Source organism: Cyclobacterium sp. 1_MG-2023 (assembly GCF_030546805.1).
Lineage (GTDB): Bacteria > Bacteroidota > Bacteroidia > Cytophagales > Cyclobacteriaceae > Cyclobacterium.
Genome location: NZ_JAUOPC010000022.1, coordinates 1 through 15,356, shown reverse-complemented (window position 1 = coordinate 15,356; position 15,356 = coordinate 1). Strand labels below are relative to the sequence as shown.

10 protein-coding genes are annotated in these 15,356 nt (G+C 41.2%); 5 read left to right on the top strand and 5 right to left on the bottom strand.

Annotated elements, in window-relative coordinates:
- Positions 1-95: 95 nt before the first annotated feature.
- A complete protein-coding gene (locus tag Q4534_RS22760; RefSeq protein ID WP_303615465.1) occupies positions 96-1,100 on the bottom strand; it encodes a Gfo/Idh/MocA family protein in 1,005 nt (334 codons plus the stop codon).
- Positions 1,101-1,586: 486 nt separating this feature from the next.
- On the opposite strand from Q4534_RS22760, the gene Q4534_RS22755 reads away from it, so the two are divergent.
- The 5 genes from Q4534_RS22755 to Q4534_RS22735 all read left to right on the top strand — a co-directional run bounded on the left by Q4534_RS22755 (position 1,587) and on the right by Q4534_RS22735 (position 8,380).
- Positions 1,587-1,973 (top strand): VOC family protein, encoded by a 387-nt coding sequence (locus Q4534_RS22755; protein ID WP_303615464.1) that lies wholly within the window; start codon positions 1,587-1,589, stop codon positions 1,971-1,973.
- 253 nt (positions 1,974-2,226) lie between these two features.
- Positions 2,227-2,466 carry a hypothetical protein gene (locus tag Q4534_RS22750; RefSeq protein WP_303615463.1) on the top strand — a complete coding sequence of 80 codons (240 nt, stop codon included), beginning with the start codon at positions 2,227-2,229 and terminating at the stop codon, positions 2,464-2,466.
- A 168-nt stretch (positions 2,467-2,634) separates the two neighbouring features.
- On the top strand, positions 2,635-5,439 hold the full coding sequence (locus Q4534_RS22745) for a DUF1553 domain-containing protein (protein ID WP_303615462.1): 2,805 nt from the start codon (positions 2,635-2,637) through the stop codon (positions 5,437-5,439).
- A complete protein-coding gene (locus Q4534_RS22740) occupies positions 5,436-6,923 on the top strand; it encodes a DUF1501 domain-containing protein (protein WP_303615461.1) in 1,488 nt (495 codons plus the stop codon). The genes Q4534_RS22745 and Q4534_RS22740 overlap by 4 nt, the downstream gene beginning before the upstream one ends.
- Positions 6,924-6,928: 5 nt before the next feature.
- Complete coding sequence (locus tag Q4534_RS22735; protein ID WP_303615460.1) at positions 6,929-8,380, top strand: c-type cytochrome domain-containing protein; 1,452 nt, start codon at positions 6,929-6,931, stop codon at positions 8,378-8,380.
- Positions 8,381-8,488: 108 nt separating this feature from the next.
- Here the strand turns inward: Q4534_RS22735 and Q4534_RS22730 are convergent, their stop codons facing one another.
- From Q4534_RS22730 to Q4534_RS22715, 4 genes are all read right to left on the bottom strand, one after another.
- A complete protein-coding gene (locus tag Q4534_RS22730; protein WP_303615459.1) occupies positions 8,489-9,445 on the bottom strand; it encodes a hypothetical protein in 957 nt (318 codons plus the stop codon).
- A gap of 291 nt (positions 9,446-9,736) precedes the next feature.
- Positions 9,737-10,879 (bottom strand): hypothetical protein, encoded by a 1,143-nt coding sequence (locus Q4534_RS22725; RefSeq protein ID WP_303615458.1) that lies wholly within the window; start codon positions 10,877-10,879, stop codon positions 9,737-9,739.
- Positions 10,880-11,034: 155 nt separating this feature from the next.
- The gene (locus Q4534_RS22720; RefSeq protein ID WP_303615457.1) at positions 11,035-13,995 is read right to left on the bottom strand and encodes a DNA polymerase III subunit alpha; all 2,961 of its coding nucleotides are present in this window, start codon (positions 13,993-13,995) and stop codon (positions 11,035-11,037) included.
- A gap of 110 nt (positions 13,996-14,105) precedes the next feature.
- Positions 14,106-14,738, bottom strand: a complete 633-nt coding sequence (locus Q4534_RS22715; RefSeq protein WP_303615456.1) for a hypothetical protein — start codon at positions 14,736-14,738, stop codon at positions 14,106-14,108.
- Between the last annotated feature and the right edge of the window lie 618 nt (positions 14,739-15,356).

Here is a 15,356-nt window from a genome sequence, read left to right as displayed (position 1 = left end):
AAAAAAAACTACAAAAAGTAGATTGGTATTAACCTAACCAGTCTACCTTTTGTAGTCCATCTAACTATATAATGGATTTCAATATTGATTGAGAATCAATTAATATTTACCCATTTTTCACTGCTGTCAGATTCAAAAATAGCTTGTAAAACCTTGGTGTTGGCTTTGGTGTTTTCCAAGGTGACCGGCACTTCGGTATCTTCTAAAACTGCCTTGGAGAAATCAATGGCCTGTTCTGTGTATTGATTACTTACGGGTAGAACAATCTTTTCTGCGTTGTCTTTAGAAAAGTCCCCCTCATGGATATATATTTCATTGGGTTGATCCGAAGGCGCATTAAAAGGAATCCTTACCTCTAATATTTTTTTCTCACCAAAAAACAGCATTCGCTGATATGGGGTCAATTGTGTACTGATGGTAAATGTCATTTGGATTTCATGGAAATCTATTAGTACCGACCCGATTTTGTCTGTGCGGAATTGGGGGTCAAATTCCAGCATTGAAACCAATCTTCCGGGTTCTTTTTCTAAGACAAACCTGGAGGTAAAAACAGGATAGCACCCAATGTCCCAAACGCCTCCGCCTCCCATTTCCTCGATATTCCTGATATTGTCTTTGTCATCATTGAAATAACTAAAAAATCCTTGAACAGCTTTTATTTTTCCCAGATAACCGCTTTTCACCAATTCTCTGGCTTTTATCCACTGAGGATTTGAGGCCACCATAAAAGCCTCACCAACTTTTACATTGTATTTATCTCTTGCAGTGATAAGCCCGTCGAGCTCCTCATGATTCAATGCAAAGGGTTTTTCACAAAGGACATGTTTTCCTGCTTCAATACACTTTAGTGTCATGGGTACATGCATGTCATTTGGCAGTGGGTTGTAAATGACATCTATTTCCGGATCATTGATAAGGTCCTCATAAGAACCATAAGCCTTTGGTATTCCCAGACTTTTTGCTGTTTCTTGTGCCCTTTCCAAGTTTCTGGATGCGATGCCGTAAACTTCATACAAATCACTATTTGCCATTGCAGGAATGACTTTTTCTCTGGCGATTTTGGCAGTACTAAGTACTCCCCACTTCAATTTTTTTTTCATTGATGTTTGAGTTTAAAGACAATTTAAAGTTTATATACCCTAAGCGTTAGGGAGTGTTTGCTATAGCAATTTACTATTAATGTAAAGCAAAGCCAAAATCAGGAAGGCTTCTTTGATGAACGTACAGCTTATGGCCATGCTTGTGCTGTAAATATGCCTTTTCATATTGTTTGCTGCTTGCTGAATTTTTATCGTCACAATTGCCCAAGGCTAAATTGGGTTATTGAAAGGTTTTCAGATGGACAATAAATTGTCGTAGCTAGATTATTTCACTGAAAATTAAATTTTAGACTTATTCATTCAAATAATTTTTTACATTTGTTACTAGTAAAAGTCTTGAGTCAATTTTGCCCAAAATTTATAACTAATTCAATAAAGGTATTTTTAATTTTCCCCTCCATAAAGATTTCGCGATCCATGGAGGGGTTTTTTGTTAGCAAAATTAAATGAGTTTAGACAAATCGTTTCATATTAAATTAAGGACGCATGAAAATTGAACACATCGCTTTTAATGTAAAACATCCTCTTGAAGTAGCCGATTGGTATGTAGAGCATTTGGGAATGAAAGTAGTGAAAAAAATGACCACTTCTCCTTTCATGACATTTTTGTCTGATGATAGTGGCAAAGCAATGATTGAATTGTACAATAACCCGGATGCTGATATATTGGATTATGCCAATTTAAACCCTTTAATGGTACACTTGGCTTTCGTTTCTGAAAATCCGGAAGAAGAAAAGGAAAGGTTACAAAAAGCAGGTGCTGTACTTGTAAGTGACGATACTTTAGAAGACGGTACCCGATTACTAATGATGAGAGACCCTTGGGGACTTGCCATTCAATTTTGTAAAAGAGCTACTCCAATGCTGAAATAAAAGATTTTGCTTCGAAAAGTCAGTGAAATAAAACAAGAGAGTCTGCCCGTTGATGATTGACGGCAGACTTTTTTCTTATCCAGTATATGTCAATCATAGAGTCCTAGTCCTTCAATTCTTAAAATTGATTTAGCCCTTTCTTTCAATAATTATTTATTAGGGTACAATATTTTTTTTTAAAAAAAGTTACTTTTTCAGGACAAAAGAAAAAAAGAATACGTAGTGTCTATAAACCCAATTTTATCACATCGAAATGAAAAGTAAATTATTGTTTCTACCGGATGTTCTTTTGCTATTGTTTATATGCTTGTCATGTGAACGGAATGAGTTTCGACATTCCGAATTAAATAGTGATGGTGAAAAAGCAGTTCTTTCAGTAAAAAATAAATCCATTGCAAGCGATCAAGTTGTGGAAGAAAAAAGTTGGGAACAAATACAAGACACCTATTTAAAGCATTTGGCAGGTTTAAAAGCTAAGGTGTTGAAAGATTAGTTGGTGAACTTTTTAATCTTCTTTTTGGTAAAGGTAAGTGTTCGGCGCTTACCTTTTTTTGTTGTCTAATAATTCTTGTTTTTACCTTTCCTTAAATCTTATATTTGAATTGAGCATGTTTTTCTTTACTTTGTTTGGTGATTAGGCGGATTGGCCAAAACCATAATTATGATCAATCAAAAAAACGTATTAATAGTATTATCATCTGCATTTATTTTAGGGTTAATATGGTGGGTTGTTCGTGTAGTACCCTTAGAAAATAAGCATAAATTTATTCCCCAGGTCATGCTGGGAGAAAGGGTCGATTTCAATCGTGACATTCGACCGATAATTAATAATAAATGCATAGCTTGTCATGGAGGTGTGAAACGCTCCGGGGGCTTCAGTTTATTATTTGAAGAAGAAGCATTGGAAGTCAATGAATCGGGAGAAAGAGCAATCGTTCCAGGTAATATCAAGAAAAGTGAGCTTATTCAAAGAATTACCCATACAGATCCTGAGTACCGCATGCCTCTGGAGGAGGAACCACTTTCTGATGAAGAGGTCGCTTTGTTTTCTCGCTGGATCAACCAAGGTGCCCAATGGAAGGATCATTGGGCCTATAAAGCGCCTGAAAAACCAGAAGTTCCCGAGATAGATTTCAAATGGGTCGGTAATGAAATAGATCATTTTATTAAAGCTAAGTTGGAAGAAAAACAACTGAGTCCTAACCCTATTTCGGACAAACAGTCCTTATTAAGAAGGCTAAGCTTGGATATCACAGGCTTGCCCCCCAGCCTAGAGGAAATGCAGGATTTTCTTAATGACAGTTCCGATAATGCTTATGAAAAGGCTGTGGACAGCTTATTGGCTTCACCTGCCTATGGGGAACGCTGGGCTGCCATGTGGATGGATTTGGCCAGGTATGCTGACTCAAAAGGCTATGAAGCAGATAGGCCAAGGGAAATTTGGAAATACCGGGATTGGCTTATAAATGCATTCAATGAGAATATTCCGTACGATCAATTTGTTAAGGCCCAATTGGCAGGAGATTTAAAATCGGATGCTACTGACCAAGATTTTATTGCAACCGCTTTTCACCGCAATACAATGAACAATGACGAAGGGGGCACAGACAATGAAGAATTTCGGGTGGCGGCTGTATTAGATAGGGTGAATGCCACATGGACGGTCTTACAAGGAACCACAATGGAATGTGTACAATGTCATAGCCATCCTTATGACCCTATTCGCCACGAAGATTATTTCCGAAGTATGGCATTTTTTAACCAATCAGCAGATGCTGATGTACCCAGTGAATCACCTGTATTGATAACGTATAAGGAGGATGAGGACCTGGAGAAATTAGCTCAGATTAAAAATTGGGCGAATGAAAATGGTGATGAAGGTAGAAAGGGCAAATATTACACCCAATTGCTTAGGTTGGGCGTGCCCAAACTTTATGCACATTATTTTTATCAAATGGACAAAGGCCTACCCATTCAGGGAACGGCTACTTTTAAGGTGAATGAGAAAGTATATGCTTTCACTAAAGCCCTTTCATTTGAAGGAGAAGATCGATTGGTATTTAAAGCAAGAACCAATGGGGACGAGGGGAAGATTACTTTTCGTTTAGACAGTATCAATGGAGCAGAAATAGGAACATGGAAGGTAAAGGCAAGGTTTAAAAAGGAATTTGATGAGGAAGAAAATAAGGAGGTAACCTATTATCTCAATGAGGTAATCACATTGCCCATAAAACCTATAAAAGGCAAGCATGACCTGTACCTTGTTTGGGAAGGAAAAGAAGAGGTAGAGCAAACGAGTACCTTCGAGTGGCTGATGCTTCATCATGCTTTACCAGGTGGGGATAAAGAAAATTACCCTGAAATTGAACAAGCAATGTATGCGCTTTTTAATTCTGAAAAGGAGAAGGAGACAACCCCTGTAATGGTTGATCTTCCCGCTAATCACCAAAGGATTTCCAGGGTGTTTGAGAAAGGGAGCTGGATGGTACCCGGAGAGGAGGTAGATGTTGGCGTTCCGGAGATTTGGAATCCTTTTGACAAGTATGAAGAAAACCGTATGGGTTTGGCACAGTGGATGTTTAGCGAGGAAAATCCACTTACGGCTAGGGTCATGGTAAACCGAATTTGGGAACAGTTTTTCGGTAGAGGGATTGTATCTTCTTTGGAGGATTTTGGTTCTCAGGGATTTGCGCCCACACATCCTGAATTACTTGATTGGCTGGCGATCAAATTTAGGGAGGACCTTAAATGGGACATGAAAAAATTGATGAAAGAAATAGTCATGTCAGCTACCTACAGGCAGTCATCCCATTATACCCAAGAAGCCAAAGAGAAAGATCCGTTAAACGAGTGGCTGGCTAGAGGCCCCCGATTGAGGTTGAATGCTGAGCAAGTAAGGGATCAATCACTCGCAGTATCCGGGTTACTCAGTAAAAAAATGCTTGGAAAAAGTGTGATGCCCGAACAGCCGGAAGGAATTTGGCAAGTCGTATACAGTGGTACTAAATGGGAAACCAGCAAAGGAGATGATAAATACAGAAGAGCATTGTATACATTTTGGAGAAGAACAAGTCCTTATCCATCCATTATATCCTTTGATGCGCCCAGCAGGGAGTTTTGCTTACCGAAAAGAATAGCAACCAATACACCGCTTCAGGCTTTGGTGACTTTAAATGATCCGGTTTATCTGGATGCTGCAATAGCTCTTGGTAGAAGGGTGCTGAAAAACGAATCAGCTGATGTGAATACGCAACTTTCCTTGCTTTATAGTTTGGCTATGTTGAGGGGGATTAGTGAAGAAAAACTGGAAGACTTAAAAGATGTTTACCATCAAACTCAAACTTATTTTGAAAATAGCCCTGAGGAGATTTGTAAATTAACAGGGGAAGAGGACAAAGAATTGGCTGTGTTGACAGTAATGGCCAATGTGGTAATGAATTTGGACGAATTTCTGATGAAATCATGAGTAAAAGAATTGATTTAACGAGTGAATATCAATATAGGGAACTGCAAAGCCGGACGAGAAGACACTTTATCAAGCAGTGTACCACCGGTTTGGGTGGAATTGCTTTGGGAAGTTTATTGGGTTGTGGAAGAAGTAATTCTACAAATACTCAGGCAGATATAGAGGCCTTTGTTCGCAAGCAGGTTCCTCATTTTGCACCCAGTGCCAAGCGGATCATTTACCTGCACATGGCCGGAGCACCTTCTCAGTTAGAGCTGTTTGATTACAAACCTGAGTTGGCCAAATTGGATGGGAAAGATTGCCCACAGTCTCTCTTGGAAGGGAAGAAATTTGCCTTTATTCAAGGCGTGCCTAAGATGCTTGGACCACAAGCTGAATTTTCTCCCAGAGGGAATTCAGGGATGATGGTTTCCGACAATTTACCCCATTTTTCAAGCATAGTGGATGATGTGACCTTGATTAAAACCATGCACACAGACCAATTTAACCATGCACCTGCACAATTACTTTTGCAAACGGGATCACCACGGCTCGGACGTCCAAGTATGGGAAGTTGGGTTACTTATGGCCTAGGTTCCGAAAATGAAGATTTACCGGGATTTATGGTTTTGGTTTCTGGAGGGAATACCCCGGATGCAGGGAAATCAGTCTGGGGAAGTGGGTTTTTGCCTTCTGTTTATCAAGGCGTGCAATGTCGCTCTGAAGGTGACCCGGTACTCTATGTTTCCAATCCTTCCGGTATAGATGGAAATCTTAGAAAGCAAACCATAGATGCCATCAACCAGATCAACGAGAAAGAATACAAAGAATTTGGAGATCCTGAGACCCTGACCAGAATCTCACAATATGAAATGGCTTATCGCATGCAAACCTCTGTCCCGGAGGTAATGGATATCAAAGATGAACCTGAATACATTCATGAAATGTATGGGACGGAGCCGGGAAAGACTTCTTTTGCCAATAATTGTCTGCTAGCCAGGAGGCTGATTGAAAAGGGCGTTCGTTTTGTACAATTGTTTGATTGGGGATGGGACATGCATGGCGTAGCAGAGAGAGAAGCATTGGACACAGGCCTGCCAATTAAATGTAAGCCAATAGATAAGGCCATGACAGCCTTGGTTAAAGACTTGAAACAAAGGGGTTTGCTTGATGATACCCTGGTTGTTTGGGGAGGAGAGTTTGGGCGCACGCCTATGCAAGAAAATAGGGGAGGGAAAGAGTGGCCATTTAAAGGAAGAGATCATCATACAGAAGCTTTTCCGGTATGGATGGCCGGTGGTGGTGTAAAAGGTGGTTTTACCCTTGGAGAAACCGACGAAATAGGTTATTATGGTATTCAGGATAAAGTCCATGTCCATGATTTGCAGGCTACCATTTTGCATTTAATGGGTATGGATCATGAAAAGTTTACCTATTTTGCACAGGGAAGAGATTTTAGATTGACGGACGTGTCCGGTAAAGTAGTTAGTAAAGTTATCGCATAAATTAAATGGAGCAAGGATCAGATATTATTATTTTCTTCGGCAGGTTTCACCCCCTGTTTTTACACTTACCCATAGGCTTTTTAGCCCTTGGATTTCTTATGGAATTGCTGTCCAGAAAAGACCAGTTTTCTTACCTTAAACCTGCTGTTGGTTTTGTTTTGGCCCTTGGCGCATTGTCTTCACTGCTCACTGCTGTGCTGGGTTTAATGTTGGCCCAAGCTGGAGACTATGGAGAGGACCTTTTGTTTATTCACAAATGGGCAGGGATTTTATTGGTGGTCTTTGCTTTTGCAGCTTGGGGATTACATTATAAACGAGAAAAAAAGCCTTTGATACAAATTCAACGGGCCTATACAGGGACCCTGTCTGTGATGATGTTGTTCCTTGCAGGTGCCGGTCATTATGGCGGATCGCTAACACATGGCTCTACTTACCTTACCCAGTACATGCCCGATACCATGAAAAAGTTGGCCGGAATACCTGTGGAAGAAAAAGGGCCTAAATTAATCGAAAATCTAGATGAAGCGGTGGTGTATGTAGACATCATCCACCCCATCATGGAGCAGCGCTGCAACTCCTGTCACAATGCCAGCAAGAAGAAAGGGGACCTTCAAATGCATACCCCTGAAGCCCTTATGAAAGGTGGAGAAAATGGAGCCATTTTTGAACCCGGAAGTGCGGCAGAAAGTGAAATGATCAAAAGGGTTCACTTGGAAGAAAACCACGATGACCATATGCCCCCTAAAGGCAAGTCACAGCTCACTGATGAACAAGTGCTTTTGCTAGAATGGTGGATCAATGAAGGAGCGTCATTTGATAAAAAAGTGGCTGAACTTGAGGCGGGTGATGAAGTGAAAAATGTATTGCTTACCCTGTCTGATCCCAATGCAAACAAATCCGCTGTAGAAATTTTACTGGCAGAAGGTACCACAGCCATTGAAGAAGAAAAATTAAATGCATACGTGAATGAAGGCATTGCGATTAAGCGACTTTCCAATGAAGACAATTGGTTGCAAGTTACATTGTATAGAAAAGATTCAGTAGATGCCATTCTTACAAGATTAGCAGCGGATTTCCCTGAGCAAATTACTTGGTTGGATGTAAAAGATACCAAACTGTCTGATAAAGGACTTGCGGAAGTGGGGAAATTGAAAAACCTTACAAGACTAAGGGCAGAAAAAACAGCAGTAACAGATGCAGGGCTGGCAAATCTGCAGGGGCTGACTTACCTAGAATCACTCAACCTGTATGGCACAAGTATTACAGATGCAGGACTTGCCCACCTTTCAAATTTGCCTAATTTGAGACGTTTGTATGCTTGGGAAACGCAGGTAAGTAGGGAGGGTGCAGCTGCCTTTATGGAAACTTCTGGAAACCTAGACATCAATTTGGGCTATGAAGTAAATGTTCTTGATTCGACCAATGTAGAAGTAAAACCTATCGCTGTAAGTAATTGACAATAACACAAGAGTAAGCTAACCGAATAATACCAAGCTCAATTCGAAGTAGAATTGGGCTTGGTTTATAGAGTACTTACAGTTTGGAAAGAAATATTAATTCAAATTTTAACCTGCCATCGGATTGATTTTAATATAATTCAATAATATACTTTTTACATTTTCTACTGTTCCTGATTTCATGCCTCCATCAGTTGCTCCGGTAATCCAATATAGCACCATGCCGGCATCAGAGCAATCCCATTTACCTTTTTGAAATTTGACTACATCATCTACTTCAGCTATTTTCCCGAGCATCCAAACCCACTGAATTCTTGGATCAACGTGATTTTTAGCCCAATCCCATTGTGATAAATCCACCTTCAGGTTTGTATTTTGATCCGGAATGCGAACTTCTTCAACACCAAAATCCAATAGCTGCTTCCAGGTGTAAAAATCTCCCGCATTGTCATTTGCCGGATGATGGGTAATTACCTTTACGAATTGGGATTTATCATTATCGGCCACCTCCAAAGCGAGTGCTATAATGTCAGGCTCACCTGCTTCAATGATCCACAATGGGTTTTCGGCCGAAGATTCATTTATGGCTTTAGCTAGATCATTGACAGTTTCCTCTTGTTGCCAAAGGGCATCGAAAAACACCAGAGAATCATATCCTCCCCATCTGCGGGCTGTAATATCGCAGGCTACTTGCATCAAATAGTGCCGCTCCCTTTCAGCCCTTTCAGAAATTCTTACCCCTCTAACCAAATCACAACTGTGAGAGTAATGCACCAACCTGTCTGTTAATCCAGCTGACCGCAACAATGCCAAACTCACAGCTGTTCCACCAAGATCATCCGGGTCTGGAGAATTGCCATCCGCCACAATTGCCAGTCTGCCTGCTGGAGGAGAAATTACTATACCTAATTCAGTATCGATATTTTGCAATGACTCTCCTTTAGCTCTTGATGAAAGCACGATCCCGGCCCTATCTCTGTCAATTAAACTTTCATTAATCCCATTATTTGGTTTTACCCTTATATGGCTATCATTCATTACTGAATTTTGAGCTTCTGCAATCATACTTAAGCAGACCAAAAAAATTGCGGAAAGAAAAATTACTCGCATAGTGATTGTCTTTTTGAGATTACTGGATGATGTATTTCACATCGCTAGCGGTTCCAAAATTCATCGATTGGATCTTATCCGACTTTTTGGATGTGATTTGTAAAAATATCATTTAAAATCAAAAAATCTGTTTATAACCAGTGCTAGCAACCTGATTTCGAGTTATAATAGGCCTAAATCTACTATATCGTCACTAAGTACCCTTTTTGGGGCTATTAATTCTCTAGCTATTTCCAGCAATGACTTCTACTGCGGGACCAATGCTACCTGATAGATGGTATAGAATTCAGGCTCCTGATCCAAAAGCTCAACATGCTGTCGCGCCCACAACCGATTTTTACCATCTACATGTGTAGGGGTAAAATTGGTGGGACAGAGGCCTACTTTGCTGTATTCCCCTTCAGCTTCTCTTACCAGAAATTTTAAGGGGTTTAGTCGAGCGTTGATTTTGTTCCATTCCTCTCGGGAAGTAGTTCCTCGGAGTGGGGTGTTTTCAAGAGATAGGCCGGACTGGTAAAGGATCAGGTCTTTCTCATCCACCTTAAAATAGCTTTTTACTTCACCTTTCCTAGGCTTAGGAGTGTCGTAATCTTCACTTCCCCCAAATGGGTATCCCGGATTAAGGATAAAATCATCAAATGGGATACCTTCCACGGTTAATCCATTTTCCGCTTTGCTCAGGTCATGGGTATGAAATAAGGTGTCTGTGGCAAAAACAAAATGAATCTTGTCTTCATTCACCTGAAACATTGGCCTGATAAAATTAAAAGCCTTACCCTGTTTGTACCTGCTTTTGGGATGCAGGGGAGTAATGGGTACAAAGCCCCCTGAATCAAGGCTGATAAGGTCAAAGGTGTTGAAATGGTTGTAATAGTCCTCCTGATTTGTTGCGACTGGATGTTGGGCTCCTCCGGTAAAGGCAACTAGGTTGGTTTCATCGCCTATATTGACCTTATGCAAATGATCAAAGCCGGAGTAAGTCATACCTTGACCTGCATAGGGTTTTTGATGACTTTTAATATAATCAAAATCAAGGTTATATATCACCAGCTTTTGTCTCCCCATGACAACAATACTGTCTCCTACAAAAGTAGCGGAACAAGCGGTATTGCCATAAGAGATGGGAGAATCAGCCGGCTGGTCAAAGGTGGATAGGATTTCTCCGTTTTGATTCGTGAGGATGAATTTATTTTGTCGAAATTCATGGAAAAGGAATAAATCCTTGGTGGAATGGACCGCATAAAGTTGCAGGTTTCCTAGAAAATCCACCTGCACAGAATCTACTATTTCTAAAGCGTAGGAAGTGACAGAATGGGTGTCACTAACCTTGGGCCCACATGAAAAGAGGCAATTGATCAAGCAGAGTTGCAGTAGAATTGTTTTTCTCATAACTTAATAGTTCGACTATTAAGTTAATTAAAATTTGGTAGATTTTCATTTCAATATGGGTTTTATTCGTTTTTAAAGTGAATGATCAAATATTATCGGCGGATTTCCTTGGAACGTCTTGTGTTGAAATGATTACCCTCCTCTTTTTTCTTTTGTCAATCCTCTGCATTCCAATAGGCCATTCTTTCGCAACTACTTACCTCTATGCTGTAAAAATCAAATTCCTCGGTTACCTTGCCTTTGAGAAGGTAGATGCCCCGCCCTTTTAAGGGTGTTTTTTTTACCACGGGAGGAAAGTGTACCGTGTCTATCCAATGCCCGTCCTTGTCTATAAAAGTGCCAAAATTCATTACATCCCCTTTCACGGTACGTGTATATTTGACCGTAACGAGATATCCAATAAGTTGCACACGCTTGCCAAGGAATTGCTTCATTTCCAATGCGGCAATTCCCGTAGTTTGCTGGTCTTTTACCAAGTGGAAGGGGCTAATCAACGGAAATTCCAATATTTCAAGTTGATCGATAATTTCCTGTCTCAGGTCCAAATCTTCCAGTACCGGCGCCTTCAACTCACGAAATCCTGCATTGACAAATAAGCGCTGACTTCCACCTGTAGGGCTTTTTTTGCGGTGCATGATAAAATGGGCCTCCCATAAACACTCTTGCTTGCTTTTGCCCGTGAACCGAAAGCAGCCGATGCGGATAAGAATCAGCAATTGCTCCAAACTGATGTCTACCCGAGAAATAAAATCGGTTAGTCCGGTAAAGGGGCCTGCCTTTTGTCTTTCGGCCAATAATCTGCCGGAGGTTTCTTGTTGCAGGTATTTCATATGTACAAAGCCCAGGTAAACGGTCTTCCCCTTGATATTGGTAAAGTAGTCACTTTCGTTTAGGTGTGGGGCCTGTACATCAGCCCCATTCATGCGTAATTCGTATATATAAAATTCAGTATGGTAAAAGCCACCAAAATTATTGATAACTGCCACCATAAACTCCAAAGGATAATGGGCTTTCAGGTATAGGCTTTGATAGCTTTCCACAGCAAAAGATGCCGAATGTCCCTTGGCAAAGGAATAACCGGCAAAGCTTTCGATCTGATGCCATACTTCTCCTGTTACAGTTGCATCCCTGCCCATTTCCTGACAGTTGGAGAAAAAGCGTTCATTGACTTTTTGTAAGGCGCCTTTAGAACGGGATTTGCCACTCATACCTCTACGGAGTACATCTGCTTCGCTCAGTGTGAGTCCGGCAAAATGGTGGGCGACTTTGATGACATCTTCCTGATAGACCATGATGCCGTACGTCTCAGGCATGATGTCCTTCAGTACCGGATGGGCCCTTTCCCTACGGGCGGGATTAACATGTCTCAGAATGTATTCCCGCATCATGCCCGAACGGGCCACACCAGGGCGGATGATGGAACTGGCAGCTACCAGCTCCAGGTATTCATCGGCTTTCATTTTGGCCAATAGCATGCGCATGGCGGGAGATTCTACATAGAATGCCCCGATGGTACGGCCTTCACGAAGATGTGCTTTAATCGCAGGATCTTTCTTAAATGCAGCTACCTGACGGATATCCACTGTTTTTCCCTGATTTGTATGGATCAGCTCCAATGCACTTTTGATATGTCCAAGGCCTCTTTGACTCAGTATATCAAATTTATGCAAACCAATGTCTTCAGCCACATGCATGTCAAACTGGGAAGTAGCAAAGCCTTTTGGCGGCAACTCGGTAGCGGTGTAATAGTGAATGGGCTTGTGGGAAATCAATATCCCGCCTGCATGAATGCTCAAATGAGAGGGCATATTGCGGATCACTTTGGCATATTGATAGATTAGTTTGCCGTATTGGTCGGGAATGTAATTGCTGCTCTCCAGCTTGTCACCATGATAGATCAGAGATTCTATTTCTGATTTGGGTAGCCCAAAGACCTTTCCCAGTTCCCTCAATACGGAATTGTACTGGAAGGTGTTAAAAGTAGCCAGCAGACAGACATGGTCCTGTTTGGGTTGGTTATAGGTATTGAAGATATATCGGGTGATTTCATCCCGGTCTTTCCAAGAAAAATCAAGGTCAAAATCCGGTGGGTTTTCCCGATAAAGGTTAATGAAACGTTCGAAATACAGGTCCAACTCTATGGGATCTACATCCGTAATGGCCAAACAATAGGCCACAATACTGTTGGCCCCACTGCCTCTGCCCACATAAAAGAAGTTTTTGCGTTGTGCAAAATTGACAATGTCATAATTGATCAGAAAATAAGAAACGAAGCCTTTTTGCTGGATTATCTCTAGCTCTTTAATGATGCGTTTTTCTTTGGTTTCATCCAAATTTCCATAACGGCGAATGGCTCCTTTGTATGTTTCTTGCCGCAGGTAATCAAAATCCTCCCAGTCGGACCCGAGAATGTCTCTACGGTTTTTTACGGCCTGAAAATAAAAGGAAAACTGGCACTGTTCCAGAAGCTTTTGAGAATTGTAAATCAGGTAACTGTGTCCTTCACAGCGCCCAACCATATCGGCATAGCCATAAAACCGATCTGTAGGATCTCCCTGTTCGCTGAGAGGGAGTTTGCTGAGCAGTGTATTGCCATCCATGGCACGTAGCAGGCGGTGGGCATTAAAGGCTGTTTTGCTGGCGAAGGAAACCGGTTGTAAAAGCACCAGCCGTTCTTTGTATTTGGCCCATGGACTGTAGGGGAGCCGATTGAGTTGGGAAGGATGTATACCAAGGTATTCATTTTCCTTCAGGGTAAAGAATGTCTCCGTGAAAGGGTAGATCAGCACACTGTGATCGAATGTGGGAGCCCTCTCGGGAAAAGGCAATTTGTTCATCAGGTGATGGGAAAGGTACCTGTTCAACTCATAAAAGCCCTCCTGGTTTTTGGCCAGGCCTATAAACTGCTGCTTGCTACCATTGCGAAAATCTATTCCTATGACGGGATGGACGCCATTTTTCTGGGCCTCGCGGATAAAAGGAAACACCCCCGAACAGCTGTTGATATCTGTCAGGGCCAAGGCGTCGAGTTTTTGCTTCTTGGCTTCCACCACAAGCTGTTCAACAGAAAGGGTGCCGTACTTGAAGCTGTAGTAACTGTGGCAGTTAAGGTGCATTTTGTTTATATTATTAACATTTAATGGTTAATAATATAAACAAAATGAATTGAATGTCGATGTTTGAAGTGATTATTTTTACTGGAAGAGCACCTTTGTTTCCAAAGGCTTTACCTTGTCACCGGTCTGCCATGAACTTCTATCCAGTCCAGCCTTGAACAAGCTTTTGATTGTCCCCCGGGCATTAAATCTGTAAAACCGATTTCTTCTACATTGGAAAGGTCGGGATCAGTGGCCGGACCGATGGCTACTATGCCTTCAGGGTCCAGGTGGTGCCAGTTGATGTCCTGTATATTGAATTCCCAGATGCGCCAGTCTTTAGAGGCACCGGCAGATTGGTCGCTTACCAGCCACTTGCCGTCAGCCAGTTTCAGTGAAATCCTAAGTTCCCTTAGGCCAACTTGTTTGGAACGGAATTTCACTTTGGCAAAACCTGTAAGGTCCACATTTTGTTGGCGGTGTTTTAGGCTTAGCATCCAGTTGCCCTCACATAGTCCGGACCAGATATAAAAAGGATCGTCTACAGGTTTCTCATGGTTGCTTTTTTTGATGACGTCCTTTCCAGGTCCATATAGCTGAACGGTCAAATTTTCATTCTGCACATGGTTTTGGTTGACAGGGATTTCTGCCGGTGTTTCTTTCCAGTCTTCTCTAAAAAAGAGATCGGGCCTATAGCTGCTTTGGGCGAGGATAATTCCGGTAAATAGTAGGTAAAAGCTGAGGGTTAGGAAAATATTTTTCATGGGTGAATGGTTATTTTGATACGATGCCAGATCTTATTCTGCCATAATGCAAACAATTTACGGCTATTTCCCAAAAAAGGGAAATTGGAGGTAAGATGCAAAAGGTTTTTTACGGCTAGGTATCTATAGTTATTCAATATTCCTTGTGATGATCCATATACGTTTGAATGGTTGGGATGTGCCGCTCCTATGGAGCTTCCGATCAAAGACGGTACAATATGCTACAAAAATATTGCTCCTCTGGAGCATCATAATTCTCAAGCGAATTATGGGGAGCAAGAAGCATTTGTTTCTAGGTTTGAGTAAATTAAGGTTTGTAATTGTTGTTCAATAGCGATGAATGGGAGAACAGGTTGTTGAATTACTTGACTTGTTATATAGAATCTAATTCGTTTTCTTTCTTAGCAATTGTTCTATTATTAACTTGATTTATAATTATTTAACTTATGGCGGAAGCTCCGTAGGAGTTTCATTTTTGTAGCACTAAGTTTTTGAATTATCACCAGCTCCGTAGGAGCGATACCCAAATTTTAATACAGATCGTTTTTGCTGTAAAGAATCAAGAATGGCTAATTAGATTTCAGGGTTCAGAAGACCAATATACGTTTTATTGGTTGG